The organism is Kitasatospora sp. MBT66, assembly GCF_000710405.2.
GTDB classification, from domain to species: Bacteria; Actinomycetota; Actinomycetes; order Streptomycetales; family Streptomycetaceae; genus Kitasatospora; species Kitasatospora purpeofusca.
Genome location: NZ_JAIY01000011.1, coordinates 314545 through 339803 on the forward strand (window position 1 = coordinate 314545; position 25259 = coordinate 339803).

Consider the following 25259-nt stretch of genomic DNA (forward strand, 5'->3'; position numbering starts at 1 on the left):
TCAGTCCTCTCCGGGAAGGGCGCCGACGGTCGTGGTGCGGGGCGGTGACCAGTGGCGCAGCACCGAGGCCAGCACCCTCGGCCGCGCCAGCTCCGCCGGGGAGCCGGTGAGGCTGACGGCGTTCCAGACCGCGGCGGCCACCCCGGCGTCGGCGGCCGCGGCGCGCATGGTCGCCCGGAAGGAGTGCGCCAGCAGGCGGGCCAGCACGGGGTGGGTGCCCGGGACCTGCGGCATGGACCGGTCGGCCATGGTCGAGAACAGCCACGGGAGCCGCACGGCGCGGGCGGCCTCGCGGTAGAAGCGCCGGGGAAGGCCGTCGACGCCGCCGTCGTCGAGGCAGGTCCGCAGGGCCTTCGCCTCCAGGGCGGCGACGGTCATGCCCGCCCCATAGATCGGGTTGAGGCTGCACACCGCGTCGCCGACCGAGAGCAGTCCCTCGGGGAGCCGGCGCAGCCGGTGGAAGTCCCGGCGGACCGAGGCCGGGTAGCGGAACGAGGAGACCCCGGAGAGGGGCTCGGCGGCGCGCAGGGCGGCCCGGGTGTCGGCGGCGAGCAGTCCTGCGGTGAAGCCGAGGAACTCCTCCGGCGTGCCCGGTGGGTGGTTGTCCTTGCCGAATCCGTAGAGGGAGAGGACCCAGGCGTCGTTCTCCTGCTGGGTGAGGACGGCGCCCCGCGGGCGGGCCTGGGTGGCGCCGATCAGGACGCCCTTGGCAGCGCCCAGTGCGCCCGGCGGCACCCGGTAGCGGCGGCTGGCGTAGGCGACGCCGACGTGGAGACGCCGCGTCACGGGCTCCTGGTAGCCCAGGGCCCGGTGCCAGGCGGCGCCCCTTCCGGCGCGCCCCGTCGCGTCCACCACGAGGTCCGCGTCGACGGTCTCGACGGAGCCGGCCTCCCCCGGGCGGGCCAGCCGGACGCCGGTCACGCCGGCGGAGCCGGCGGCGACGGGAGCGGTGGCCTCGAGTCCGGTCCGCAGGTCGACGTTCGGAAGGGCCCGGACCCTGGCGCGCAGCCGCTCCTCCAGGAAGGGCCGGCTCACCTGGAGCACCCGGCCGAGCGGCACCTGTCGCAGGCGCGAGCCGAAGAACACGATGTCGAGCTCGTCCAGGGCTCCGGCGAGGGTACCGCCCGCGGCCGCCAGCTCCTCGACGAAGCCGGGGAAGGACTCCTCCAGGACTTCGGCGCCACCGGGTGTGAGCGAATGGACGTGCGCCCCCTGCGGCACTCCGCGCCGGACCTCGGGGACGGCCGGGAAGGTGTCCCGTTCGACGACGGTGACCCGCTCGAAGGCCCCCGACAGGGCCTGGGCGGCGCACAGGCCACCGATGCCCGCACCGAGCACGATCGCGTGGTTCGTTCCCCTGCGGCTGCGGACGGGCGCTGGCTTCACGGTCGGCTCCGATCGCTGGTTTCCTGCCGTCGGGCGCGCGGTCCCACCTTCCCGTTCCGCACCCGGCCCACACCCTCGGGCACCCGCGCGTCCGGGTGACGGCGGTGGACGACGGTCGCTCGGCCGGGGCGGGTGACGGCATGCGACGGCATGTGACGGCCGATCGGCCCGGCCCGGACGGACGCGGCCCGCCGTGGGACCGAGGCACCGGACGCATGCCGCCCGAGGCCGCCTCGTTGACAGTGCCGCGGCGGGCTCCTAGCGTGGCGCGGGCGATTACCCACGAGTAGGGACTATTGATGGCCGCAGCGCGCCCGTACGACCTCGTCCTGTTCGGCGCCACCGGGTTCACCGGTCGGCTCACCGCCGAGTACCTGGCCCGGGCCGCGCCCGAGGGCTGCCGCTGGGCGCTGGCCGGCCGGGACGCGGACCGGCTCGCCGCCGTCCGCGCCGCGCTGGCCGCGATCGATCCGCGCTGCGCCGAGCTGCCGCTGCTGGTCGCCGACGCCGGGGACCGCGAGGCCCTGCGGAAGGTGGCCGCCTCGGCCCGGGTGGTGGTCTCCACGGTCGGCCCCTACCTGCGCCACGGCGAGCCGCTGGTGGCCGCCTGCGCGGACAGCGGCACCGACTACGTGGACCTCACCGGCGAGCCGGAGTTCGTCGACCGGATGTATCTGCGCCACCACGAGCGGGCGGTGGCCACCGGCGCGCGGCTGGTCCACGCCTGCGGCTTCGACTCGGTGCCGCACGACCTCGGCGTGCTGTTCACCGTCGAGGAACTGCTGCGCCGCGGCGCGCAGCCGGAGCGGATCTCGGTCGAGGGCTTCGTCCGCGTCGCCGGAACCGTCTCCGGCGGAACGCTGGCCTCGGCGATGACCGCCTTCTCCAGGCCGCGCGCGATGGCGCGGGCCGCCCGGGAACGCCGCGCGGCCGATCCCCGGCCCGCGGGACGGCGCGTCCGCACACCGGCCGGCCGCCCGCACCGCTCCCGGGCGGCCCGGGCCTGGGCGCTGCCGCTGCCCACCATCGACCCGCAGGTGGTGGGGCGCTCGGCCGCCGCACTGGACGCCTACGGCCCGGACTTCGGCTACACCCACTACGCCGCGGTGCGGCGGCTGCCGATCGCGGTCGGCGGCGTCGTCGCGGTCGCGGCGCTCGCCCTCGCCGCCCAGCTGCGGCCGCTGCGCCGCGCACTGGAGGGGCTGCGCAAGCCCGGCGAGGGCCCGGGCGAGCGGCAGCGGGCCGGGTCCTGGTTCACCGTGCGGTTCGTGGCCCGGACGGACCTCGGCCGGCCGCTGGTCACCGAGGTGTCCGGGGGCGATCCCGGCTACCAGGAGACCGCGGTCATGCTCGCCGAGTCAGCGCTCTGCCTCGCCTACGACGACCTGCCGTCCACGGCCGGGCAGCTGACCACGGCCGTGGCCATGGGACGTCCGCTGATCGACCGGCTGGCCTCGGCCGGGCTCTCGTTCCGGGTCCTGGACGCCCCGCCGACGGGCGCGCCCGGGCGCTGAGGGCCGCCGGGGTCCGTCGAGGTCCGTCGGGGGGCGCCCCCGGTCTCACTTGGGGCTGAGGAGGCAGAACTCGTTGCCCTCCGGGTCGGCCAGGACCGTCCACGAGATCGCGGACCGGTCGAACCCCGGATCGGTGGCTCCCAGGGCGCGCAGCCGGGCCGCCTCCACCTCCACGTCGCCACCCGGGTAGGGGCGGACGTCGAGGTGGACGCGGTTCCACCCGATCTTGGCGTCGGGGGTGCGGACGAACTCCAGGTACGGGCCGACGCCCTGGGCGGAGCGCAGGCTCGCGTGGTCGTCGGCGACCTCGTGCACCGTCCAGTCCGTCGCCTCGCCCCAGAAGCGGGCCATCTCGCGCGGGTCGGCGCAGTCGACCACCACCGCCGCGACCGGCCCGGTGTCCCCGTAGACCGGGCGGGGCTCCAGGACGCAGAACTCGTTGCCCTCCGGGTCCGCCATGACCGTCCAGGGGACGTCGCCCTGGCCCACGTCGGCGAGGGTCGCGCCGAGGTCCTTCAGGCGTGCGACCAGCTCGGCCTGGTGTGCGGCCGAGGTGGTGGCCAGATCGAGGTGCACCCGGTTCTTCCCGAGCTTGGGCTCCGGACGGGCGACGAGGTCGATGAAGAGCACCGACGGGTCCGGGTAGGGCAGCCCCACCGGTTCGAGGTTGGTCACCCCGGGGCCCTCGCTCTCGATCCCCCAGCCGAGCGCCTCCGCCCAGAACCGGCCCAGAGCGGTGTCGTCCTGGGCCTTCATGTTGATCTGCACAAGTCGTGTTGCCATGACCAAGATCATATGAGCGGTCCCCGGATCCGTCGACGGCGATTCCGGGGCGGTGCAGGAGTCGGGAACGGACCCCGGGGCGGGGTGGGATTGGAGCCGGGGCCGGGGCCGGGGCTGGAGGTGGGGCCCGGACGTGGGGCCGCGTTCCAGGTCGAAGCGGGCAAAGTAGGATGACCCAACCTTCGCGCTACGCGCGAAGACTTCCATAAATGTTCGACTTTGACCGATTAATCTCCCGCTTCACACGCACGGAGCCACCCTCATGGACAACCCGTCCACCGCCGACACCGACGGCGCGATGGAGACCCGCGGTATCGAACCCGTCCCGGACCACGAGCGCCGGGGCAGAGTGCGCGAGCTCTTCCCGACCTGGGTCGCGGCGAACATCAGCGTCCTGCTGCTCACCATGGGGGCAGCCCTGGTGGTGTTCAACCAGCTGAACTTCTGGCAGGTCCTGATCGTCGCCGCGTGCGCCGCGCTCGCCTCCTTCGGCATGGTCGGGCTGCTCTCGGTCTCCGGGAAGTGGGGCGGGGCCCCGGGTGCCACGCTCTCCCGGGCCACCTTCGGCGTGCGGGGCAACCTCTTCCCCGGCGCGATCCTCTGGATCGCCCGGTTCGGCTGGGAGACGATCAACGCCGTCACCGGCGCCTACGCGGTGCTGACCGTGCTCGACCTGCTCCTCGGTGTCAGGAGCAACACCGCGCTGATCGTCGTCACGCTCTTCCTCTTCGTCGCCTGCACCTTCCTGGTCTCCGGCCTGGGCCGGAAGGCGCTGAACGTCTGCAACACCTGGTCGACCTACCTCTTCGGCGTCTTCAGCGTCCTGGTGCTCGGCTACCTGGTCGCGACCATGGACTGGAGCGAGGTCTTCGCCAAGCCCGCGGGCACCACGGCGATGATGGTCGCCGGCATCGGGACCATCGCCGCCGGCGGCATCAGCTGGGTCCCCACCGGTCCCGACTTCGCCCGCTACCTGCCGCACTCGGCCTCCGGCCGGAAGATCGTCGGCGTGACGGTCTCCGGCGCCGGCCTGGTGATGGTGCCGATGGTGCTGATGGGCGCCGTGATGGCGGTGGCCTCCCCCGGCCTGGCCGAGGCCGCGGACCCGGTCTCCTTCCTCGGCGACCTGCTGCCGACCTGGCTGGCCGTGCCGTACCTGCTGACCGCGATCGTGGGCATGCTGCTGATCAACAGCCTCTCCATGTACTCGGCCGGCTTCACCGCCCAGACCATGGGCGTCAAGCTGCCGCGCGCCATGGCCGTCAGCATCAACGCCGTGATCTCGCTGGTCGGCGGCCTGCTGCTGATGCTGGTCGCCACCAGCTTCCTGGGCTCCTTCATCACCTTCCTGATCCTGCTCGCGGTCTCCTTCTCGGCCTGGATCGGCGTCTACGCGGTGGACATGTTCCGCCGCCGCTCGCGCGCGGTGCGCTACGACGCCGCCGCGCTGATGGACACCGGCCGGAGCAGCCGGTACTGGTACGTCGGCGGCTTCTGCTGGCAGGCGATGGTGTCGTGGGTGCTGGCGCTGCTGGTCGGGCTGGCCTTCACCAAGTGCGACTGGTTCGCCGGGCCGCTGTCCGACACCCCCGTCGGCCGGTACGGCCTCGCCTGGGCGGCGACCATCGTGGTCTCCGGCGTGATCATGGCCGTTCTGCCCGTCCCCCGGGAGAACACGCCCGTCGACGAGGAGCGGCCCGCCGAAGCGGCGGCGGAGGAGCGGCCCGAACGGGTCGCCGTCTGACCCCCGGCTCCTGCCACCCCCGAGCCCTTCGGCTCCGACCGCCCCGGCCGCTTCGGCCGGGGCGGTCCTGCGTTTCCGGGGCGGTCCTGCGTGTCCGGGGCGGGGCGCCGGGGCGGCCGCTCAGCCGTGGTCGAGCAGCACGGCCAGGTACCGCGCAGCCTCGTCGCGCAGTTCCTCCGCCGTCGGGACGCGGTCGTGCCCGCTGCCGGCAGTCGAGTTGAACAGCACCCCGTCGCACCAGCGGATCAGCCGCCGGGCGTCGCCCGCCGGATCGGCGGAGCCGCACCGCGCCAGCAGGGCGGTGGCGAGGTCGGTGAAGCGGGCGCCCAGCCGGTCGTAGCCGGTGCGCAGCTCGGGGCGGCGGGTGGCTTCCAGGGCGAGTTCGAGCCGGGCCAGGGTGAGCGTGCGGCCGACCGTGAGCGCCCGGTGCAGCAGGTCCGCTCCGCCCTGGACCAGCAGTTCCCGGGCCTCGGCGCCGTCGGGGAGCTCGCCGGCCGTGACCGGGCTCCCCTCGGTCTCCCGTTCGACGATGCGGGCGAGGGCGAGGTCGAGCAGAGCCGCCCTGGTCCGGGCGAGGTTGGAGGTCGAGCCGGCGGGCAGTCCGGCCTCCTCGTCCACGGCGCGGTGGGTCAGCCCGCGCAGGCCGCGCTCGGCGATCAGGGCGATGGCGGTGTCGGCGATCAGTGTCGGGCGGTGCGGCGTCATGGATCCGATCATGGCCCCTCCCTCGGGCTGCCCCGACCGGGGCTCGAAATGTTCTCACTACAAGAGTAGTCCACGTCCACTACAGGTGTAGTACGGTACTACCCAGAGGCCACTACAGCCGTAGTGGCGGGGAGAAGGGGCTCACCATGTTCACCACGGACGCGCGCCCGGCTATCGTCATCGGCGGCGGGATCGGCGGGCTCGCGGCCGCCCTCGCCCTGCACCGGCAGGGCATCCCGGTGACCGTCCACGAGCGCGCGACATCGCTCGAACCCGTCGGGGCCGGACTGGCTCTCGCCCCCAACGCCCTGCGCGCCCTCGACCGGCTCGGCGTCGGCGAGCGCCTGCGCGCCCTGGCCGCCCCGCATCCGGCGATCGGCCTGCGCCGCCCCTCCGGCCGCTGGCTCGCCCGCATCGACACGGCGACCTTCGAGGCCCGCTTCGGCGACACCGTCGCCGCCGTCGCCCGCGCCGAGGTCGTCGCCGCCCTGGTCGACGCCCTTCCCGAGGGCACTGTCCGCACCGACTCGCCCGCCGCCCTCGTCACCCCGGGGAGCGACACCGAACCCGCCGTCGTCCGCACCGGCGACGGGGAACAGTCCGCCGCGCTGGTCGTCGCCGCCGACGGCATCCGGTCCGCGAGCCGGGACCTGCTCTTCCCCGGGCACCCGGGCCCCCGCTACAGCGGCTTCACCAGCTGGCGCACCATTGTGACCCCCGCCCGCCGGCCGGAGGCGGCCGGCGAGATCTGGGGGCGCGGGCAGCTCGCCGGCGTCGTCCCGCTCGCCGACGGCAGGGTCTATCTGTACGGCGCGGCACTCGCCCCGGCCGGCAGCCGCGCGGCCGACGGCGACGAGAAGGCCGAACTCCGGCGCCGGTTCGGCAGCTGGTGCACGCCCGTGCCCCAGCTCCTCGCGCTCGCCGAACCCGGGCACGTCCTGCGCCACGACGTGTGGGACCTCGCCGATCCCCTGCCCGCCCACCACCTCGGCCGGGTCGCCCTCCTCGGCGACGCCGCCCACGCCATGTGCCCGTTCCAGGGCCAGGGCGCTTGCCAGGCGATCGAGGACGCCGTCGTCCTCGCCGCCCCGCTCACCCCGTCCACGGACCCGGCCGCCGGCCTCCCCGCCTACACCGCCGCCCGCCTGCCGCGCACCACCGGGATCGTCACCGGATCCCGGCGCCTGGGCGACCTCGTCGCCCTCCGGACCCCCGCCGCCGTCCTCCTGCGCGACAGCGCCCTCGCCCTGGTCGGCCGACTGCCCGCCCGCACCCTGCTCGGCCGCTCCGGCCCGACGTACGACTGGCAGCCCCCGGCCCTCGGTGCGTCGGCCCTCGGTGCGTCGGGCTGAGTGCGTCGCTCTGAGTGCAGCGGGATCCCGCTCTCCGCGCTCGTCTTGTAGCGAGGTGTACCCGCCGCTACGCTGCCACGCGTGAAGCAACTGAACCTGCGTATCGACGAGGAAACCCACGAGGCCCTGGAGCAGCGGGCCGAGGCGGCCGGGATGAGCCTGCCGGACTACGCCCGCAAGGTCCTGGCCGAGGAGGCCGACGAGCGGCGCGAGCGGTTCCTCACCGCCGCCGCGCACTTCTCCCAGGTGTGGGCGCCGGCGTTCGAGGCCGAGTTCGGCCCCTACCCGCAGGGCGGGGCCGGGCACCGGTCCGGGACGGCGGACGCGGCGTGATCCTGCGCGTCGACCGCACCTGGCTGCTGGAGGTCGCCCAGCAGTTCCTGCGTGCCGATCCCGATGTCACGGACTACGGCACCCTCGCCGCGGCGGTGGCCCGCCATGTCGACGAGGTGATGGACGTGGCGGTGTACGGCGCCGTGCACCAGCGCGCGGCCGCCCTCATGCACCAGCTCATCCGCGTCCCCGCACTGGAGTTCGCCAACGAGCACTTCGCGGCCGTCGTCGCCGCGTCCTACCTCAGCGCCTCCGGGGTCATCGTGACCGCCGAGCCCAAGGCGGCCGTCGACCTCGCCGCGCGGATCCGCGACGGCCGGGCCGACGTCCGCGAGACCGCCACCGCCATCCGCGCCTGGTACCGCTGAACCGGGCCGGGCCGGGCCTGTCGGCGGTCAGAGCGCGAGCGAGAACCTGACCTTGGGCCGCCCCAGCGCGCCCGCGCGGTGGTAGAAGCGGACGGCGTCGGTGTTCCAGTCGGGGGTCTGCCACTGCACCTCGGCGGTGCCCTGGGCCTGAGCCGCGTCCTTCACCGCGTCGAGCAGGGCACGCCCCCAGCCCTCGCCCCGGTGCGGCTCGGTGACGAACAGGCAGTCCAGGTGGACGTGTTCGGCAGCCTGCCAGGTGGAGAACTCCCGGGACCAGGAGGCGTAGCCGAGCAGTTCGCCGCCGCGGTCGACCACCAGGCACCAGGCCCTCGGGTCGGGCCCGAACAGTGCCGGCTCCAGCCGGGAGGCGAGGTCGGCGGGCACCGGTCCGGCGTCCTCGAAGGCGGCGTGGGCAGCGCAGAGCCGCGCGATCGCGGGCAGGTCGGCGGGCAGGGCCGGGCGGATCGCGCCGGCCCTGGCGGTAGTGGTGGCAGGGGTGGCGACGGGCATCGGGTGACCTCGTGTTCCTGCTGGTCGGGGCGGGATCCGGCGGGCCGCGCCGGACTCCCCGGTCGGCCAGGACCCCATCCTGCGGTCCCCGGTCCGGCTCGCACGAGTGGCGTGAACGCCCGGGACCGCCAAGATCACGCCACGACCGCCGGCCACGGGGGTCGCAGGCCCTTCGGTACGCCCGGCGTGGAACACTGCGGTGGCCGCCGGGGGACGGACGTCGTGCCTCCGGTCCCGATCGTCCTGCCGAGGAGCGCGCATGAGCACCACCCCGCCGGTATCGCTGGTCACGGGCGCCAACCGGGGCATCGGCCGGGAGACCGCGCGTCAGCTCGCCGGGCTCGGCCACACCGTCCTGCTGTGCGCCCGCCGGGCCGCCGACGCCGAACGGGCCGCGGCCGAACTGGCGCCCGGCGTCCCCGGCACGCTGCTGCCGTACCGGCTGGACGTCACCGACGCCGACGGCGTCGACGCGCTGGCCCGCACCGTCGACGGGCGGTTCGGCCGCCTCGACGTGCTCGTCAACAACGCCGCCGTCAACTACGACACCGGGCGACGCGCCACCGACGTCGACCTCGGCGAGGTCGCCCGCACCCTGGAGACCAACCTGTTCGGCGCCTGGCGCACCGCGCAGGCGTTCCTCCCGCTGCTGCGCCGGTCGGCGCACCCGCGCCTGGTCAACGTGTCCAGCGAGTCCGGATCGCTGACACACATGTCGGGCGGAACGCCCGCCTACGGGGTCTCGAAGGCCGCCCTCAACGCGCTGACCCGCAAGCTCGCGGCCGAGCTGCGCGCCGACCGGATCCTCGTCAACGCCGTCTGCCCCGGCTGGATCGCCACCGACATGGGCGGCCCCGGCGGCGCGCCCGTCGACCGGGGCGCCGCCGGCGTCGTCTGGGCCGCGACCCTGCCCGACTCCGGACCCACCGGCGGGTTCTTCCGCGACGGGAAGCCGCTGGACTGGTAGGCGGCCCGCCCGGCCGGGGAGTTGGGGCGTGCACCGTCGCCGTCCCACGGACAGGGGGTTTGACGGCGGCCCCTAGAATGGGTGATCGGTCGCGAGTGGTGGTTCCGCACACGCACGGGGCGTGTCCGCGGGGTGAGGGAAGAGGTGCGCCGTGCCCGAAGCAGACTCCGGTGCGTCCACGCTCGCCGCGAAGCTGGACCGGTTGTTCGACGTGGTCCGCCGTCCCGACCGCGAGCCGTACAGCCACGAGGAGGTCGCCCGGGCCTGCCGGGAGGCGACCGGCGAGACCTTCTCGGCGACCTATCTGTGGCAGCTCCGCACCGGCCGCCGGGACAATCCGACGAAGCGCCATCTGGAGGCGCTGGCCCAGTTCTTCCAGGTGCCGCCCGCGTACTTCTTCGACGACCGGCAGAGCGTGCGGATCACCGAGGAGCTGGCGCTGCTCGGCGCGCTGCGGGACGCCGGGGTGCGGGACGTGGCGCTGCGCGCGGTGGCCCTGTCGCCCGAGGGGCTGGGCACGATCAGCGACATGATCGAGGCGATCGCCCGCCGCGAGGCCGCAGGCAGGCCCGACGCCGGGGCCGGTGGCGGGGCCGGCGGCAGGTAGCGGCAATCGTTGTCGAAGCGGTTCTCCCCGGGCGCCCCCGTCCGTAGGATCGCCTCCCGACTCGGGCGGTGGAGCAGCAGGGGGTACGGACGTGGGGCATCCGGATGGGGTCGAGCGCGGGCTCTGGCGTCGATGTCGCGGCGTCGCGGACTCGATACCGCTCCCGGAGCCCTTCGACATCCGGGCGCTGACGGACTCGCTGGCCCGGCTGCGGGGCAGACCCATCGAACTGGTCCCGCTCTCCGGCCCCGCGCACTCGCCCTGCGGTGTGCTGATCAGCACCGACCGCGCGGACTACATCGGTTACGCCGTCGACACCACCGCGCTGCACCAGCAGCACATCGTGCTGCACGAGATCGGCCACCTCCTCTGCCGGCACACCGGGGACGGCGCCGTGCTCGGCGAGGACGTCCGGGAGGCGTTGACGCCCCGGTTGTCGCACGAGCTGGTCCGCCGGGTGCTCGGACGGTCGGTGTACACCCAGCGGCAGGAGCAGGAGGCGGAGCTCGTCGCCTCGCTGGCCCTGCACCGGGTGCTGCGGCGTCAACGGTCCTCGGTGGTCGGGCAGCTGGCCGAGGGCGTCCTCCGGCTGGGAGCCGGACGCGGCGGAACGCGGGCGCGTGGAACGGCGCGGCATGGGTGAGGGGGGCGGACCGGTCCGGGACTGGGCCGACCTCCACCGGCTCGGTCCCCTCTGGTCGGCGCTGCGGGCGGAGCGTCCGGAGATCGAACTCGTCACCCCCGAGCCGTGGTTCGGCCCCGGGGGCGGTCGGCGCGGGGGCGTCCGGTTCGCGCTGTTCCGGCGGATCATCGAGATCCGCGACGGCCAGCTGTCGCTGCGCCCGTATCTGCACCCCCGGGTGCCGTTCTGGGTGGGCGAGGTGGTCCGCCCGATCGGGACGGAGGAGTTCGCGATCGTGGTCGAGGCCGCCGCGATCGCCGCCGCCCTGGAGGCGGCCCGCGCCGGGCACCGCTTCCCCGTCGGCCCCGCCGAGGGGTGGGTGCCGCACCAGCTCACGGCCGGTCTGCGCGAGGAGGCGGCGTGGCTGGTCGAGGTGGCCGCCGCCTATCGCCGTTCACCGGTGATGGCCCATGTCCGGCGCCGGGTGCGGGCGGAGCTGGCCGGGGTCGCGACGGCGCGGTGACGTCCGACGCGCCGACCCGGCCGCCCCGCCGGACGTGCGACGGGGCGGCGGGGCGGTTGGTGCGGCGTACTCCAACGGTGCTGTCGGGAAGGCTGGTTCAGCCTCGGGCCAGCTCGGGCATCAGCCCGTACACCTGTTCCGCCGCCCCGGCATCGGCCTCCAGGCAGGCGAGCAGATCGGCCTTGGCCGCCTCGGGACGGTCCAGCCCGAGCAGACAACGGGCCCGCTGGAGGCGCGCGTCGACGTCCTCGGTCGCCTCGACCACCTCGTCCAGCAGCCGGACGGCCTCCCCGTACCGGCCGGCGTCGTGGTGGACCACGGCCAGGTTGAACCGGATGCCAGGCTCCGCCGACAGCTCGACCGCGCGCGCCAGGTGGCTGCCCGCGCCGTCCAAGTCACCTTCCTGATAACGGAGTTCGCCGAGCAGCGCCCATGCCTCGGCGGAGCCGGGGTCGACGTCGAGGGCCTCCGCGTAGGCCCCGGCCGCCGCCGCGAGGTCCTCCTCCGCGGCCAGCAACTGCCCCTTCAGGCAGAGGAGTCGGGCGTTCTTCGGGTTCCGCTCCAGCCCGGCGCCGATGTCCGCCCGGGCGAGGTCGTGGGAGCCGGTCTCGATCAGCAGGGCGGCCCGGTTTATCCGGGCCTCGTCGAACTCCGGGTCGAGCTGGAGCACATAGCCGAAGTCCGCCGCCGCGGCCTCGGTCTCGCCCAGCTCGGCCAGCACGTCCGCCCGGTTGAAGTAGGCCTCGGGAAAGGGCGGGGAGAGCCGGATGGCGTGCTCGTAGTCGGCCAGGGCGCGCTCCGGCTCACCGAGGTCGCGCCAGAGCATGCCCCGGTCGAAGTGGTACTCGGCGTAGTTGGGGTCGCACTCGATCACCGCGGTGTAGTCGGCGACGGCCTCGGTGTGGTGGCCGAGTGCCGCGTGCACCTGGGCCCGGTTGTAGAGCAGTACCGAGCGGTGCAGCGCGTGCTCGTCGGGCTCCAGGGTCTCGTCCAGCCGGGCGATGCAGGCGTCCAGGAGTTCCAGCGCCGCGGCCGGGCGCCCCTGGTGGACCTCGATCAGCGCGAGCCCGTTGCGGTTGAACACCACGCGCGCCTCCCGCTCCTTCGGGTCCGGGTGCCAACGGGCGAAGGCGATGGCCTGGTTGACCCAGGCGCGGGCCAGTTGGTGGTCGCGGCGCCCGGCCTCGAAGTGCCGGGTGTGCAGCATGGCGGTGGCGTACGCGGCCTGCATGTGGACCTCGGGCGAGGCGCTGAGCGCACGGGCCTCGTCGTACAGCGGCAGGGCCCGCTCCGCCAGGCCGAGCGCGGCGTAGGAGGTGGTCATCTTGGTGGTGAAGGCCCACCAGTGGTTCGGGTTGCTCTCGTGCGTCACCAGCCGGCGGCCGCGCTCGCCGAGGTCCACCACGGCGTGGTAGTAGCCGAGGTCCATGCAGTGGTCGAGGGCGTGGCGCAGGACGTCCGCCCCGACGCCGGCGGGGTCGCTGCCGTGCTCCGCGTGCCAGGCGATCGCTCCCAGCCGCAGCGAGGACTCGCCGGCCGTCTCCAGTTCGGCGCGCCGCAGGTCGTGCAGCCGGGCGCGTTCGTCGGCCGGGAGTGCCAGGTAGGCGGCGAGCACGTCGGCGTCGTCACCGATGCCGTCGGCGGCGATGTGGGCGCGGCCGAGTTCGGCCTGCCCGCGCGTCGCGGGCCCCCGGTCGGCCCGGTCGAGTACCGGATCGTCCTGGTCGTGCGCCGCGCAGTGGGCGGCGAGCGCGTCGGGCAGCGTCTCGCGGCCCGGACCGTCCGGGCGCTCCAGCGGCTCGGTGCCGGTGGTCACGACCACGGTCAGCAGTGCCGGGTCGATCCGTCGCAGCAGGACGGCGAGGAATTCGCCGTCGGTCGGATCGGCCCGGTGCGCGTCCTCGACGACCAGGGTGTGCGGGCCGGTGCCGAGGGCGCGCAGGTACGCCTCCAGGAACTCGACCAGGCCGTGGGCGATCCGCAGGGTGCGCAGCGCGGAGTAGAAGCGGGTGCGTTCCTTGGGCACGGCGAGCGAGGTGAGTGTCTCACGGGTGGCGGGCACCAGGTCCCGCAGTTCGGGGGTGGTCGAGAGGAGCTCGATGTCGTGCCCGGCGACGGCTTCGGGGCAGCGCGCGAGCGCGTCGGGGAGGGTCGCCCGCAGGATCGACCCGACGGCGGTGTAGGGCCCGCGCAGGCGGCGGTCCGCGTTCACCACGGCGAGCACGGGCGGCAGGTCGAGCGTCGCGCGGGCGGCGGCGCGGGCGGGGCGCCCGGCGGCGCGGACCCAGTGGTGGCGGTGTTCGGCCATGGCACAGCTGCCTTTCGTGCGGTGACGGGGAGGTGGGGCAGGTGGTCGCGGGTGGTGACGCGAACGGTGGGGCGGGTCGTCCGGGGCGAGGCCGTCCCGGGGTGAGGCGGTCCGTGTCGGGCCGTCCGGGGCGAGGCCGTCCGTGTCAGGCCGTCCGGGCGGGGGCGGGGCGCCGGGCAGCGCGGCGCTCCCGGACGGCGAGGACCACGACGGCGGCGGTCTGGGCGAGGCTCAGCAGCAGCAGGACGATCGAGTCCAGCCGGGCGGCCGTCGACCCCTGGCCGGTCATCCGCAGCCACACGTCGTGCAGCAGCCGGTACGCCGTCGGTACGACGACGCCGGCGAACATCGTCAGGGTGAACGCGTAGCCCACGACCATCAGCCAGGAGTACCAGCGGGCGGCACGCCGGTCGACGGGATGGTGGACCTCCAGGTCCACCGGCGGCCGCCCGGTGACCCGCCCCACGGTGTTGCGGAGCACGTCGACCGCGGCGGCGTGCAGGTTCACGCAGCCGAGCGCGGTGCTGAGCAGCACATAGAGGTCGGTGCGCAGGTAGAAGAAGCCCTGCCAGGCCAGCCGCAGCACCGTGGCGTAGGCGATCGCGAGGCAGAGCCGGGCGACGGTGGCGGCGCCCCCGCGCGTCGCGTCGGCGACCAGGGTGAGGACGGCGATCGCCAGCACGTCGGCCAGCATGCCCGCCAGGATGGGCAGGTAGCGCTGTCGGCGCGGCACGCTCACCAGGCCGTCGAGCGAGGTCTCCAGCACCAGGTACACCAGGCGGTGCCCGACCGAGAGCCGTGAGCGCAGTCCCAGCCGACGCCCGGCCAGCGCGTGGAACGCCTCGTGCAGCGCCAGCAGCGGCGCCTGGCCGAAGAACAGGAGCAGGACGACGAGGGTGTAGGACGTGGTGAAGAACAGGTTGTCGGTGCGCGGGACCAGGGCGGGCACCCGGACCATCTCGACCGCGGCGAGGGCCGTCACGAGTGCGTAACCCACCAGCGCCGGGCGGCCGAACACGATTCCGCCCAGGCGCTGCCAGCGCACCGGCGCGGTCTCGACCGTCGGCGCGTCGGCGGGGCGGAGGAGGTCGAGGTCCGCGAGCACTTCGACCAGGTCGGCGATGTCCACGCTCTCGCCGTGCGCGGTCCGGTAGCGCTCGGCCGCCTCGCGCGGGGTGAGGCCGTCGGCCAGCATCCGGACCAGCTCCGCGCCGTCGGCCGGGAAGACGGCGTAGGTGTCGGTCTCCGGGCTGCCGATGGTGACTTCGTCGGCCTCCTCCAGGTAGACGAGCCGGCGCAGGGGCAGCGGTCGGTCCAGGTCGAGGCCCGGGGCGTCGGAGTTGCTGTCCACCGGGGAGTGCACGGGGCCTCCTTGCGGGAGGTGGGGCGGGCGGAGGGAACGGACGGATGGAGCGGGTGAACGGGTGGAACGGGGTGAACGGGTGGAGCGGTTCGACCGGTTGAGCGGTCGGAGGGAGCGGTGCCGGTCGTGATGCGCCCGACCGGCACCGCCGTCCCCTGCCCTCGGGGTCGGATCAGACCTGCACCATGCAGTCCCACGGCAGGTACAGCGCACGCGCCGTGCTGGTCAGGCGGACCGGGCCGGCCTTGCGGACGACGATCTTCTTCATGACGGACACCTCCTTCCACGACTCGTGGTCGAGGCCATGAGGAGGCATGAGCTGAGATGAATGTGGTTCTCCATCCCAGCCACACCAGCTGGCCGAGGCCAAGAGTGATGAACCCCCGTCACCCGCGTCAAGAGAACGGCACACCGGCGATTGGCAAACCCCCGGGCAAGACGAGGTCGAGCGCGCAGGTCAGGGCCGACTTCCACGGGGCCGGCCGGGGGCGACGAAGTCCGCTTGCGGCCGCCGGGCGGGCTTCGATGCCGCGCCAGAATATAAACTGAAATGAATTGCACCCGGCGGGCGACGCGCTCCTGGACCCCGGGGCGAGGACGCCCTCCGCCCTCGATCGATCCCGACCGTCCGGCGTCTGTCGGACCGTCACATCGATTGCTACAGTCCCTGCTTGCAACGACAGCGCACGTGCCGTTTCCCGCACCATCCATCCAGGACAGTGGAGAACAGCCATGGGTTCGCTTCCTCGCCGCATCGCCGCCGTGACCCTCGCCACCGTGGCCCTGCTCGGCGCCGCGGGCACCGCCGCCGAGGCATCGGTCACCGCGACCAAGCTCTTCAGGGCCTACGGCCCCAACCCGTCCGCCGCCACCAACCGGGCCTGGGCCGCCGCGCACGCCGCGGGCTACACCGACGCCCAGTGCAGCTCGGAGGTCGAGGTGATCGCCCCCGGCTACTGGGAGGTCATCCTCACCTGCGTGAGCTGACCGGACCTCGCACGGCGCCCCGCCCGGCGGGGCGCCGGACCCACTACCGGTGGTGAACGAAGCGGTAGGTGGCACGGTCCAGTTCGGTGACCTCGACCCCGATCGCGGCCGGCACGGTGACGCAGGACTCCAGCACGGCGAGCACCCGGGCGGTCAGCTCCGCGCGCTGCTCCACGCTGCGGCCGGCCAGGATCTTGATCTCCACCAGCACCACCGCCTCCCCCGTCGTCCCGTCACCGACCACGTACCGCGCGGCCGGGCGGAAGACGGTCTTGCAGTCCGGCACGGTGGTGTCGATCACCTCGGTGATCGCCCGGTGCACCTCCTCTGCGAAGACGGCACGGTCGAAGTCGAGCTCGGCCGAGTGGTCGACCAGGATCTGCGGCAAGGGAACCTCCGGAGACAGGACCCGCCGGGGCCCGGCGGGCGGTGCCCGCGACGCTACCGCCCCACGCCCGCGCCCGCGGACCGCCCCGCGTTCGCCGAGTACGTCCGGCGGTGCCTGCCGGCCGGCCAGGAGACGTTCACCGAACACGTGCGGGTCGCGATCCTCGCCGCCCGCGCCTGACGGCCCGCGCCCGGGCGCGGACGGCACCGGCCGCCCGGCCCCGGGGAGGCGGCGGGCGGCCGGTGGTGTCCCGGGGGCCCGTTCCCCGGCCGCCTGCCGGGGAAAGGGTGGACCTGCGTGGCCCGGGTCACGGGGCCGGCGTCAGGGGACCGGGGCTCAGTAGCGAGAGGTGACGGTCACTCCGTTGAAGCCCTCCTCCGCGAGGAGGCTGAAGTAGACGTAGCCGGTCGGGGGGTTGGTGATGGTCAGGGACTCGGTGTTGCCGGCCTTGGCCGAGCGGGTGACGTAGCTGTTCTTGGTCGCCCAGCTGCCCCAGTCGTAGTAGAGGTCGGCGTTGCCGGTGCCGCCGCTGGTGCTGACGGTGATGTTCTGCGTGCCGGCCGGCACGTAGAGGTAGAAGTGGGCGTAGTTCCCGGTGGTCGCGGAGACGTTGCTGCGGGCGCAGTTGCGGTCGAGGACGCGGACGTCCGGGTTGGCGCACTCGCTCGCGGCGGTGATCACCAGGCTGCGGCTGGTGGTGGCCTTGGCGCCCTTGTCGTCGACGACGGTCAGGGTGACGGTGTAGGTGCCGGGGCTCTGGTAGGTCTTGTAGGGGTTGGCGGCGGTGGAGCCGGTGCCGTCGCCGAAGCTCCAGGTCCGGCCGACGACGGTGCCGTCCGGGTCGGTGGACAGGTCGGTCAGATTGACGCTGCTGCCGTTGACCGAGGCGGTGAAGGCCGCGGTGGGGGGCCGGTTGGCGGGCGGGGTGGTGTTGGCGCAGGCGCCGGCGGCGCAGGCGGTGAGCCAGGTGTCGAAGTCGGCGTCGTAGCGGGTGCCGATGGTGGTCTTGAGCACGGCGCGGGCGCCGTTCCAGTCACCGGTGCGGTACTTGGCGAGCACGGCGTCGACGTCGTTGCGGTGCTGCTCCAGCATGTAGCGCACGGCGAGGTAGCCCCAGCGGTAGGTGCGCTCGGTGTTGGTGTTCTCGTAGGTGGTGTCGAAGAGGGTGGAGAGCTTGTAGGTGTGCAGGCCCGCCGCGGAGATCGCCGCGTCGTAGTTGACCTTGCGGTAGGAGTAGGAGATGTACTCCGCGAAGCCCTCGATCCACCAGATGGTCGGGGTGGTCACACCGGCGTCGAAGTCGCCGTACATGTCGAATCGGCCGTCGAGGTAGTGGGTGTACTCGTGGTTGAGGTTCCACACCTCGAACGCGGGCTTGGTGAAGGGCGCCTCGTAGGCGAGGAAGCGCGGCTGGTTGCCGGCCGCGTTCGGCTTGCCCTCCAGGTACATCCCGCCGTTGTCGGTGTTGATGCCGTAGATCGAGGCGGCGAACACCTGGTAGTCGAAGGGGCTGTCGAAGACGACGACCTCGATGGTGGTGTTGCGGTCGTCCGCGACCGCGCCGTTGTCCTTGGCCACCGTGTGGAAGTAGGCGTCCTGGGAGGTGAGGCTGCGGCAGGCGGCGTTCAGGTTGTCGGAGGTCGCCTGCTGGGCGATGATCCGGATGCTCGACGAGCAGGTGAAGTTGGTCGCCAGCAGGCCGGTGCGCAGGCGCGCGGCCGCGTCGGTGGTGCCGTAGTAGGCGCTGTTCGCGGCGTCGTACTCGGTGGCCATCTCCGCGACGGCGGCCCACTGGTAGGCCGTCCGTCCGCTCGGGGAGCTCTGCTGGGCCAGGCCCTTGAGCAGCGGGCGGACCTTGGGCTGCAGCGCGGTGTACTGGACGAAGCGGCCGAGTTCACGGGTCGCGTTGTAGGGCAGGTAGCCGAAGTCGGTGCCGTAGAGGGAGCCGTTGACGGCGGCGAAGTTGTAGAGGGTGTCGAGCAGCGAAGGGTCGGCGGCGACGGCGGCCGGGAAGCCCGCGAGCTGGTGGCCGCGGAACAGCACGCTGAAGACGTTGTTGACCGCTCCGGCCATGCCCTTGACGCCGTTGTGGGTGGCGGGGTTGTAGTCGGTCAGGAGCCGCTTGATCACCGGCAGGTAGCGGCTGTTCTCCTGGGCGCTGTCGATCAGGGTGACCGTCTCGCCGAGGATCGCGGCGTTGGCGGCGGTCAGGTCGCGCGAACGGGCGCTGTTGAAGAAGGAGTCGAGCGCCCCGCGGATCGAGTTCTGCAGGGCGGTGCCGTAGGTGCCGACGTCGGACGCGTGGTACCACTGCACGAAGTAGCCGGCCCGCAGGAAGAGCACCAACTGCGCGACCGAGGTGCTGTTGTCGCCCGGGTAGACCGAGGCGGAGGAGCGCAGCGCGTCGGCGACGCTCACCATCTGGGCCTCGCGGAACGCCCAGTAGGCGTCGTTCCCGGTGAGGTTGAACAGCTGGTTGACGCAGTCGCTGGTGGCGGCCTTGACCTGCTGGACCAGGGCGTCACCGGTGCGGGAGGTGAAGTCCGAGACGTTGCAGGCGGCTTCGGCGGCCGAGGGAGCCGCACTGCCGAGGGACTTCGCGGCGCTCCCGGCGGACGGGGCCCGGCCGATGGTGCTGGTGGTCAGACCCAGGGACTGGGCGGAAGCCACCGCGTCCAGCGGGGCGTTGAACGGTGCCCGGTTCCTGGCCGGGACGGGCGTGCCCCGGTCGGCCTCCCCGGTGTACGGGGAGGTTCCGGCGGCGGGCTGCGGTGCCAGGGTGCCGGTGCCGGCCGGGGCCGTGGGGGTGGCCGTCGGGGCGGCGTGGCTGCCGGGGGCGAACACGGCGAGCACGGTGCACAGCGCCAGAACGAGGGTCAGCAGCCTTGCCAGTTGCGGCAGGCCGGGTATGCGGGTGGGACTCAAGTGGGGGCCTCCGAGCTGTACCCGGGCGTCGTGGGGTCACGACCGGGCGTGGGTGGGGACCGTCGAAGGGCAGGCCGCGGGGATCGGCACACCATCGGTTCGGTGAAGTGCGGCATGTACAATTGCATACTTCACATTGCCGTGGAAGGCGTGGAACGGAACCAAGTCCTCGACTTCCGGCGCACCGTGACACCGGGCCCGGACCGCCCCCGCGAGCGCCGCAGCTCCGCACCCGAAGGCATGTGTACGGCTTTCCCGAGCGCGACCGGCGGAACACGAAAAGTACTCGCCGCCCGTCCCAGCCCGTGGACATGTCCCCGCCCCGCGGCCCGGTCGGCGTCCCGCCGCCCCGGCGGGCCGACCGGAGGAAACGGAACCAGAATGGGGGGATGCCGCTGATTCTCCTGGGAGCGGGAGGCACCCGTGAAGGATCTTGAGTTCACCCAGAAGCGCACCCTGTCGCACACCGAGGCCGCCGGTCAGCTGGAAGCCCTCGCGGCCGCGCTCAGACGCGGCGGCCAGGCCGAGCTGGAACTCGGACCGGGACGGCTGACCCTGCGGATCCCCGACGAGCTCTCCACCGAGATCGAGGTCGAGCTGGAGGACGGCAAGATCGAGCTGGAGGTCGAGCTGACCTGGCACACCGAACCCACCGACCGCTGACGCCCCCCGCCCCGGCCGGGGAGCCGCGCGTCACCCGGCGGGTGACGGGTGGTGGCCGGAGAGGGCGCGGGCGAGGAGCTTTCCGAGTTCCCAGAGGGCGAGGAGGGTCACGGCGGCGAGCAGGGCCCAGCCGAACTGCCGGGCGTCGAGGTCGGTGGTGCCGAGGATGCGGTGGAAGACGTCCATCTGGGTGACCAGGACGGCCAGGACGAGTTCGCCGACGGCGGCCCGGTTCATCTGCTTGCTGTCGAAGGTGCTGACGCCGAGCGCCGAGCCGCGCTCGCTGCGGCATTCGTAGGCCGCCACGATCAGGCAGAGCGCGAAGGCGGTGAACGCCATCGAGTTGCCGATCGGCAGGCTGTCGTAGTGCCGCTCACCGAGCTTGATCAGGCCGAGCAGGGCGGCGGTGACGGCGAGTCCGGCGAGTCCGACGGTGATCAGGACGGGCCCGGTCAGCACGGACTCGCCGCGCGGGCGCGGGGTGCGCCGCATCAGGCCCGGGCTCGCCCGGTCGAAACCGAGCGCGAAGCCGAAGGGGGCGTTGACGACGAAGTGGACCCACAGCACCTGCGGCGGGGTGAACGGCTCGCCGGCCGCGATGTTCAGGACGGCGGCGCCGAGGAAGGTCAGCACGAAGGTCACCAGCAGCACCAGTACGAAGCGGATGTACTTGGTGAGGTTGTCGTAGAGCTTCCGGCCCTCCTCCACCGCGTAGACGATGGTGGCGAAGTTGTCGTCGGCGAGGACCATCCGGCTCGCGTTCTTCGCCACCTCGGTGCCGCTGCCCATCGCGATGCCGATGTCGGCGGCCTTGATGGCCGGGGCGTCGTTCACCCCGTCACCGGTCATCGCGACGACGTCGCCCTTCTGCTTGAGGGTGGCCGCGAGCAGCACCTTGTGCTCGGGCGCGACCCGGCCGACCACGCCGATGCCGTCGATCCGGTCCAGCCGCTCCTGCTCCGGCCAGGCCGCGAACTCGGCGCCGAGCACCGCCTCGCCGCCGATGCCGAGCTGGCGGGCGATGGCGGCGCCGGTCGTGACGTCGTCCCCCGTCACCATCCGCACCCGGATGTGGGCGGCCTGCGCGTCGGCGATCGCGGCCCTGGACTCCTCGCGCGGCGGGTCGACCATGCCCACCAGGCTGGTCATCCGCAGCTCGGTGACGTACCCGAGCAGGTCGCCCGCCGGGTCGAAGTCCGCCGGGTCCAGATCGCGGTAGGCGGCGGCCATCACCCGCAGGCCCTCGGCGCCCATCCGCTCGTTCTGCGCCCGGGCCCGGCCGGCGAGCTCCTCGTCCCACGGGATGCCCGCGCCGTCCGCGAGCGCGGTGGCGGCGCGGGCGGTCACCGCCGGGGCCGCGCCCTTGACGAAGCAGCGCACGACCGGCCGGCCGTCGGCGTCCTTCGCCTCGTTGAAGCTGGCCATCAGCTTGTAGCCGGGGTCGAACGGCAGCACCGCCAGCCGGGGGAAACGCTCCCGGGTGGCCGCGATGTCCAGGCCCGCCTTGTGGCCGAGGACGAGCAGCGCGCCCTCGGTCGGGTCGCCGACCACCGCTCCGTCGACCAGTTCGGCGTCGTTGGCGACCAGGTAGGGCAGCACTGCGTCCTCGATACTCGGGGAGGATCCGGCGGCGTGGTGGATCCGCCCCTCCAGGCGGTAGCCGGTGCCGGACACGGTGTAGCGGTCGGTGGGGCTGACCACCTCCACCACCGTCATCTGGTTCATGGTCAGCGTGCCGGTCTTGTCGGAGTTGACGGCCGAGGTGAAGCCGAGGGTCTCGACCGACGGCAGCTCCTTGACGATCGCGTTGCGCTCGGCCAGCTTGAGGCTGCCGACGGAGAGGATCACCTGGCTGACCGTCGGCAGCGCCTCCGGGATGGCCGCGATCGCCAGCGAGACCGCGCTGACGAACAGCGTGTCCCACGCCTGGTCGCGGCTGCGGCCGAGGGCGAACATCACCACCATGGTCAGGCCGGCGGCCGCCGCGATCCACAGCGTCAGGGTGTTGAGCTCGCGGGTCAGCGGCGACTGCTCCTTCCTGGTCGCCGACAGCATCCGGGAGATCCGGCCCAGTTCCGTCCCGGCGCCGGTCGCGGTGACGACGAGCAGTCCGCTGCCGTGGGTGACCGGGGTGTTCATGAACGCCATGTTGGTCCGGTCCCCCGGCCCCAGGTCCGCCTCCGTCAGGGTGCCCGCGTCCTTGGCGGCCGGGACGCTCTCCCCCGTCAACGCGGACTCGTCGATCTGCAGCGAACCGGCCACGACGATCCGCCCGTCCGCCGGGACCTCGTCCCCCGCCGCGAGGAGCACGATGTCGCCGACCACCAGCTGTTCGGCCGGGATCTCGGCCTCGGCGCCGTCCCGCCGGACCCGCGCCGTCGCCTCCATCATCGACTTCAGCGCGTTCATCGCGCTCTCGGCCTTGCCCTCCTGGCGCAGGCCCACCAGCGCGTTGAGCAGGGTCAGGACGATCAGCAGGATCGCCGTGGTCCACTCCCCGATGGCCATCGAGACCACCGCCGCGGCGACCAGGATGATCTGCATGTAGCTGCGGTACTGGTCGAGGAAGCGCAGCCAGTCCGGCTTCCGCTTCTCCTCGGGGAGGGTGTTCGGGCCGTCGGCGGCCAGCAGTTCGGCCGCCCCGGCGGCGCCGAGCCCGACCGCCGGGTCGACGCCCAGCCGGGCGGCGACCTGCTCCGGCGTCAGGGTGTGCCAGGCCTCCTGCGGTCCGGACCCGCCGGGCTGCTCCGCCATCTTCACTCCTCAACGATCGGGACGGTCGGGACGCTCAGGACGGTCGGAACGCTCGGGACGGTCGGGACGCTCGGGCCGGTCGGGACGCTCGGGCCAGTCCGGGGACGCGCCGGACGGACCGGGGACCTGTCCGTCGGTCCGGGCACGTCTCGGACCGACCCGGCGCCCCGGTCAGGGCGCCTCCGACTCCAGCCCGCGCCGGGCGGCGAGGAGTTCCTTGCGCGCCTTCCCGTCGAGCGTGGGGTACTGCGGGTCGATCCCGAACAGCGTGTGCGCGAGCACCCCGGCCGCGCAGATCCGGGCGAACCACTTGCGGTCGGCCGGCACCACGTACCAGGGCGCCCACGGCGTACTGGTGGCCGACAGCATCTCGGAGAACGCCTCCTGGTAGTCGTCCCAGTACTCCCGCTCGTGGACGTCGGCCGCGGAGAACTTCCAGTTCTTCTCCGGTCGGTCGATCCGCTTCAGGAAGCGCAGGCGCTGCTCCTCCTTGGAGAGGTTCAGGAAGACCTTCACCACCTTGATCCCGTTGTCCGTGAGGTAGCGCTCCCAGTCGTTGATCTCCCGGTAGCGGCGGCGCCAGACGTCCGGGCCCTTCGCCTCCTCGGGCAGCTTCTGCCGGTCGAGGTTCTCCGGGTGGACCCGCACCACGAGCACCTCCTCGTAGTGCGAGCGGTTGAAGATGCCGATCTCGCCGCGCGACGGGAGCCGCTGCGCGTACCGCCACAGGTAGTCGTGGTCGAGTTCCTCGGCGGACGGCACCTTGAAACTGCTCACCCGGACACCCTGCGGGTTCACCCCGCTCATGACGTGGCGGATCGTCCCGTCCTTGCCGCCGGCGTCGATCGCCTGGAGGCAGAACAGCACGCCGTAGGTGTCCTGGGCGGCCAGCCGCGCCTGGAGGTCGGCCAGCAGCGAGACCCCGGTGCGCAGCAGCTCGACGCCTTCGCTCTTCTTCATGCCCGCCTTGTACCGGGGATCGAAGTCCTCCGTGAGGTCCACCGTCGATCCCGGCTTCACCCGCAGCGGCTTGATGAACTTCGCGACGCGTTGGGCCGCCCGTCCGTCCGACATCGCGCGCACCGGTTCCTTTCGCAGCCCGCCGGTCGCTCCGTCCGCGCGGTCGGGTGGACCTGGACAGCCGGCGGGGCCGGGCGGGTCTGCGGAGGGAGTGCCATCTGCCACGCTGTGGCCGCCCGGTGGCGGCGTCAATCCGTCTTCGCCCGTCCGGGGGTGGGGCCCACGAGCAGCCAGGGGTCACCCCGGTCGCCCGTCCGACGGCCGTGCGTGGCGGCGGCCCGGGCCCGGGACGACGATGGGGCTTCGGGCATTCCCCTGCGATCGGAGACCATGATGGCGACCCTGACGGTCTGGCGTTTCCCCACCGCGACCGGGGCGGACGAAGCCCTCGACACCCTGCAGAAGCTCCAGCGGCAGGAACTGATCAAGGTCGAGGACGGCGCCGTGGTCAGCTGGCCGGACGGTGCCCGGAAGCCCAGGACCCGTCATCTGGGCGACCTCGTCGGGATGGGCGCCGTCGGTGGCGCCTTCTGGGGCTTCATCCTCGGGCTGATCTTCTTCGTCCCCCTGCTCGGCGCGGCGCTGGGCGCGGCCGGGGGTGCGCTCGGCGGGCACCTCGCGCACGTCGGCATCGACGACGACTTCGTGCGCCAGGTGCGGGAGAAGGTCACCCCGGGCACCTCGGCGCTGTTCGTGCTCAGCTCGGACGCCGTGGTCGACCGGGTCAGGACGGAGTTCACCGGCCGGCACGCCGAGCTCCTGGAGACGAACCTCTCGGCGGAGGAGGAGGCCCGGCTGCGGGAGGCGTTCACCGAGGGCGAGTGAGCGCCGGCCAGAGCGAGTGAGCGCGGCCGGGGCCACCGGGGGGCCGGCCGGAGCGGCCGGCCCCCCGGTGGACCGGCGTCAGTAGACCAGGATGTCCCAGTGGCTGCCCTCGTTGCAGTAGAGGTTGCCGGAGGCTGCCTTCCACTGCGGGTAGCCGTCGCCGCGCAGGCCGATGTAGGTGAAGCTGTTCTGGATGTAGCCGTCGATGCAGGAGCTGCGGGAGATGTCGACCTTGTAGCCGTTGTAGTGGCTGTAGGTACCGGAGGCGTGGCCCACCTCGGTCCCGCCCGTGATGTTGATGGCGCAGCCGCTGGACTGCTTGAGGGTGATGATCGTGCTCACCGTGCCCGAGTTGATCTGCTCGAACGAGGTGCAGGTGGAGTTGGAGCGGGTGGTGCAGCCGCCGCTGGAGCTCCAGGTGATGCCGGCGCTCCGGAACTGGCCGGCCGCCGTCGCCTGCGACAGCTTGGTGCCGCTGGCGCCGGCCGTGGGCGCCGAGACGGCGAGGCCGGCCAGGGCCAGGGCGACGACGGTGGCTGCGGTTGCTGCGGTACGTGGCTTCATCGGCTTCATCGGCGTCATGGGCCTCGTCAGCTTCATGAGCTTCATCGG

The 25259-nt window shown here is 73.3% G+C and carries 23 protein-coding genes; 12 read left to right on the plus strand and 11 right to left on the minus strand.

Going from position 1 to position 25259, the window contains the following annotated elements; all coding sequences use genetic code 11:
• The gene (locus BI06_RS32160; protein WP_063795052.1) at positions 1 to 1386 is read right to left on the minus strand and encodes an NAD(P)/FAD-dependent oxidoreductase; all 1386 of its coding nucleotides are present in this window, start codon (positions 1384 to 1386) and stop codon (positions 1 to 3) included.
• 299 nt (positions 1387 to 1685) lie between these two features.
• Here BI06_RS32160 and BI06_RS32165 point away from each other — a divergent pair, with 299 nt between their 5' ends.
• Entirely contained in the window at positions 1686 to 2900 is a 1215-nt protein-coding gene (locus BI06_RS32165) for a trans-acting enoyl reductase family protein (RefSeq protein ID WP_043474064.1), read from the plus strand.
• Positions 2901 to 2945: 45 nt separating this feature from the next.
• Here the strand turns inward: BI06_RS32165 and BI06_RS32170 are convergent, their stop codons facing one another.
• A complete protein-coding gene (locus BI06_RS32170) occupies positions 2946 to 3683 on the minus strand; it encodes a VOC family protein (protein ID WP_043474316.1) in 738 nt (245 codons plus the stop codon).
• A 262-nt stretch (positions 3684 to 3945) separates the two neighbouring features.
• Between BI06_RS32170 and BI06_RS32175 the strand changes: the two genes are divergently transcribed.
• Positions 3946 to 5427, plus strand: coding sequence for a cytosine permease (locus BI06_RS32175; protein ID WP_043474067.1), 1482 nt, complete (start codon positions 3946 to 3948; stop codon positions 5425 to 5427).
• A gap of 120 nt (positions 5428 to 5547) precedes the next feature.
• On the opposite strand, the gene BI06_RS32180 is transcribed toward BI06_RS32175, so the two are convergent.
• A complete protein-coding gene (locus BI06_RS32180) occupies positions 5548 to 6144 on the minus strand; it encodes a TetR/AcrR family transcriptional regulator (protein ID WP_037782016.1) in 597 nt (198 codons plus the stop codon).
• Between the two features lie 134 nt (positions 6145 to 6278).
• On the opposite strand from BI06_RS32180, the gene BI06_RS32185 reads away from it, so the two are divergent.
• From BI06_RS32185 to BI06_RS32195, 3 genes are all read left to right on the plus strand, one after another.
• Entirely contained in the window at positions 6279 to 7484 is a 1206-nt protein-coding gene (locus BI06_RS32185) for an FAD-dependent monooxygenase (RefSeq protein WP_043474070.1), read from the plus strand.
• An 81-nt stretch (positions 7485 to 7565) separates the two neighbouring features.
• Complete coding sequence (locus BI06_RS32190; protein ID WP_030397208.1) at positions 7566 to 7817, plus strand: toxin-antitoxin system HicB family antitoxin; 252 nt, start codon at positions 7566 to 7568, stop codon at positions 7815 to 7817.
• Positions 7814 to 8185 carry a hypothetical protein gene (locus BI06_RS32195; RefSeq protein ID WP_030397207.1) on the plus strand — a complete coding sequence of 124 codons (372 nt, stop codon included), beginning with the start codon at positions 7814 to 7816 and terminating at the stop codon, positions 8183 to 8185. The genes BI06_RS32190 and BI06_RS32195 overlap by 4 nt, the downstream gene beginning before the upstream one ends.
• Before the next feature lie 27 nt (positions 8186 to 8212).
• Here BI06_RS32195 and BI06_RS32200 read toward each other — a convergent pair whose 3' ends face one another.
• On the minus strand, positions 8213 to 8695 hold the full coding sequence (locus tag BI06_RS32200; RefSeq protein ID WP_043474072.1) for a GNAT family N-acetyltransferase: 483 nt from the start codon (positions 8693 to 8695) through the stop codon (positions 8213 to 8215).
• Between the two features lie 259 nt (positions 8696 to 8954).
• Here BI06_RS32200 and BI06_RS32205 point away from each other — a divergent pair, with 259 nt between their 5' ends.
• The 4 genes from BI06_RS32205 to BI06_RS32220 all read left to right on the plus strand — a co-directional run bounded on the left by BI06_RS32205 (position 8955) and on the right by BI06_RS32220 (position 11414).
• Positions 8955 to 9662 carry an SDR family NAD(P)-dependent oxidoreductase gene (locus BI06_RS32205; RefSeq protein WP_043474074.1) on the plus strand — a complete coding sequence of 236 codons (708 nt, stop codon included), beginning with the start codon at positions 8955 to 8957 and terminating at the stop codon, positions 9660 to 9662.
• 151 nt (positions 9663 to 9813) lie between these two features.
• Entirely contained in the window at positions 9814 to 10269 is a 456-nt protein-coding gene (locus BI06_RS32210) for a helix-turn-helix domain-containing protein (RefSeq protein ID WP_043474077.1), read from the plus strand.
• Between the two features lie 91 nt (positions 10270 to 10360).
• Entirely contained in the window at positions 10361 to 10912 is a 552-nt protein-coding gene (locus BI06_RS32215) for an ImmA/IrrE family metallo-endopeptidase (protein WP_051742394.1), read from the plus strand.
• Positions 10905 to 11414, plus strand: a complete 510-nt coding sequence (locus BI06_RS32220; protein ID WP_149030554.1) for a DUF6545 domain-containing protein — start codon at positions 10905 to 10907, stop codon at positions 11412 to 11414. The genes BI06_RS32215 and BI06_RS32220 overlap by 8 nt, the downstream gene beginning before the upstream one ends.
• Before the next feature lie 97 nt (positions 11415 to 11511).
• Here the strand turns inward: BI06_RS32220 and BI06_RS32225 are convergent, their stop codons facing one another.
• Positions 11512 to 13722 carry a tetratricopeptide repeat protein gene (locus BI06_RS32225; RefSeq protein ID WP_063795053.1) on the minus strand — a complete coding sequence of 737 codons (2211 nt, stop codon included), beginning with the start codon at positions 13720 to 13722 and terminating at the stop codon, positions 11512 to 11514.
• Between the two features lie 145 nt (positions 13723 to 13867).
• Entirely contained in the window at positions 13868 to 15085 is a 1218-nt protein-coding gene (locus tag BI06_RS32230; protein WP_082558825.1) for a hypothetical protein, read from the minus strand.
• A 732-nt stretch (positions 15086 to 15817) separates the two neighbouring features.
• Here BI06_RS32230 and BI06_RS32235 point away from each other — a divergent pair.
• Complete coding sequence (locus BI06_RS32235; protein ID WP_030397199.1) at positions 15818 to 16072, plus strand: hypothetical protein; 255 nt, start codon at positions 15818 to 15820, stop codon at positions 16070 to 16072.
• A 43-nt stretch (positions 16073 to 16115) separates the two neighbouring features.
• Here BI06_RS32235 and BI06_RS32240 read toward each other — a convergent pair whose 3' ends face one another.
• Together BI06_RS32240 and BI06_RS32250 are read right to left on the minus strand one after the other, a co-directional pair.
• On the minus strand, positions 16116 to 16460 hold the full coding sequence (locus BI06_RS32240) for a 5-carboxymethyl-2-hydroxymuconate Delta-isomerase (RefSeq protein WP_037782013.1): 345 nt from the start codon (positions 16458 to 16460) through the stop codon (positions 16116 to 16118).
• Positions 16461 to 16796: 336 nt separating this feature from the next.
• Positions 16797 to 19385 (minus strand): collagenase, encoded by a 2589-nt coding sequence (locus tag BI06_RS32250; protein WP_233290372.1) that lies wholly within the window; start codon positions 19383 to 19385, stop codon positions 16797 to 16799.
• A gap of 423 nt (positions 19386 to 19808) precedes the next feature.
• Between BI06_RS32250 and BI06_RS32255 the strand changes: the two genes are divergently transcribed.
• The gene (locus BI06_RS32255; RefSeq protein WP_063795054.1) at positions 19809 to 20048 is read left to right on the plus strand and encodes an amphi-Trp domain-containing protein; all 240 of its coding nucleotides are present in this window, start codon (positions 19809 to 19811) and stop codon (positions 20046 to 20048) included.
• 30 nt (positions 20049 to 20078) lie between these two features.
• On the opposite strand, the gene BI06_RS32260 is transcribed toward BI06_RS32255, so the two are convergent.
• Entirely contained in the window at positions 20079 to 22802 is a 2724-nt protein-coding gene (locus BI06_RS32260; protein ID WP_043474080.1) for an HAD-IC family P-type ATPase, read from the minus strand.
• Between the two features lie 171 nt (positions 22803 to 22973).
• Positions 22974 to 23876 carry a polyphosphate kinase 2 family protein gene (locus BI06_RS32265; protein WP_030397193.1) on the minus strand — a complete coding sequence of 301 codons (903 nt, stop codon included), beginning with the start codon at positions 23874 to 23876 and terminating at the stop codon, positions 22974 to 22976.
• Positions 23877 to 24152: 276 nt separating this feature from the next.
• Between BI06_RS32265 and BI06_RS32270 the strand changes: the two genes are divergently transcribed.
• Positions 24153 to 24647: a DUF1269 domain-containing protein gene (locus BI06_RS32270; RefSeq protein ID WP_233290373.1), complete on the plus strand. Its 495-nt coding sequence runs from the start codon at positions 24153 to 24155 to the stop codon at positions 24645 to 24647.
• Between the two features lie 78 nt (positions 24648 to 24725).
• Here the strand turns inward: BI06_RS32270 and BI06_RS32275 are convergent, their stop codons facing one another.
• Entirely contained in the window at positions 24726 to 25211 is a 486-nt protein-coding gene (locus tag BI06_RS32275) for a hypothetical protein (protein ID WP_030397191.1), read from the minus strand.
• Positions 25212 to 25259: the final 48 nt, after the last annotated feature.

Bases quoted from the DNA above. Each gene is read 5' to 3' on its own strand.
- BI06_RS32235 (WP_030397199.1), top strand. From the start codon at position 15,818: ATGGGTTCGCTTCCTCGCCGCATCGCCGCCGTGACCCTCGCCACCGTG.
- BI06_RS32275 (WP_030397191.1), bottom strand. From the start codon at position 25,211: ATGAAGCCACGTACCGCAGCAACCGCAGCCACCGTCGTCGCCCTGGCC.
- BI06_RS32225 (WP_063795053.1), bottom strand. From the start codon at position 13,722: ATGGCCGAACACCGCCACCACTGGGTCCGCGCCGCCGGGCGCCCCGCC.
- BI06_RS32220 (WP_149030554.1), top strand. From the start codon at position 10,905: ATGGGTGAGGGGGGCGGACCGGTCCGGGACTGGGCCGACCTCCACCGG.
- BI06_RS32200 (WP_043474072.1), bottom strand. From the start codon at position 8,695: ATGCCCGTCGCCACCCCTGCCACCACTACCGCCAGGGCCGGCGCGATC.
- BI06_RS32205 (WP_043474074.1), top strand. From the start codon at position 8,955: ATGAGCACCACCCCGCCGGTATCGCTGGTCACGGGCGCCAACCGGGGC.
- BI06_RS32270 (WP_233290373.1), top strand. From the start codon at position 24,153: ATGATGGCGACCCTGACGGTCTGGCGTTTCCCCACCGCGACCGGGGCG.
- BI06_RS32260 (WP_043474080.1), bottom strand. From the start codon at position 22,802: ATGGCGGAGCAGCCCGGCGGGTCCGGACCGCAGGAGGCCTGGCACACC.
- BI06_RS32175 (WP_043474067.1), top strand. From the start codon at position 3,946: ATGGACAACCCGTCCACCGCCGACACCGACGGCGCGATGGAGACCCGC.
- BI06_RS32170 (WP_043474316.1), bottom strand. From the start codon at position 3,683: ATGGCAACACGACTTGTGCAGATCAACATGAAGGCCCAGGACGACACC.
- BI06_RS32185 (WP_043474070.1), top strand. From the start codon at position 6,279: ATGTTCACCACGGACGCGCGCCCGGCTATCGTCATCGGCGGCGGGATC.
- BI06_RS32265 (WP_030397193.1), bottom strand. From the start codon at position 23,876: ATGTCGGACGGACGGGCGGCCCAACGCGTCGCGAAGTTCATCAAGCCG.
- BI06_RS32165 (WP_043474064.1), top strand. From the start codon at position 1,686: ATGGCCGCAGCGCGCCCGTACGACCTCGTCCTGTTCGGCGCCACCGGG.
- BI06_RS32180 (WP_037782016.1), bottom strand. From the start codon at position 6,144: ATGATCGGATCCATGACGCCGCACCGCCCGACACTGATCGCCGACACC.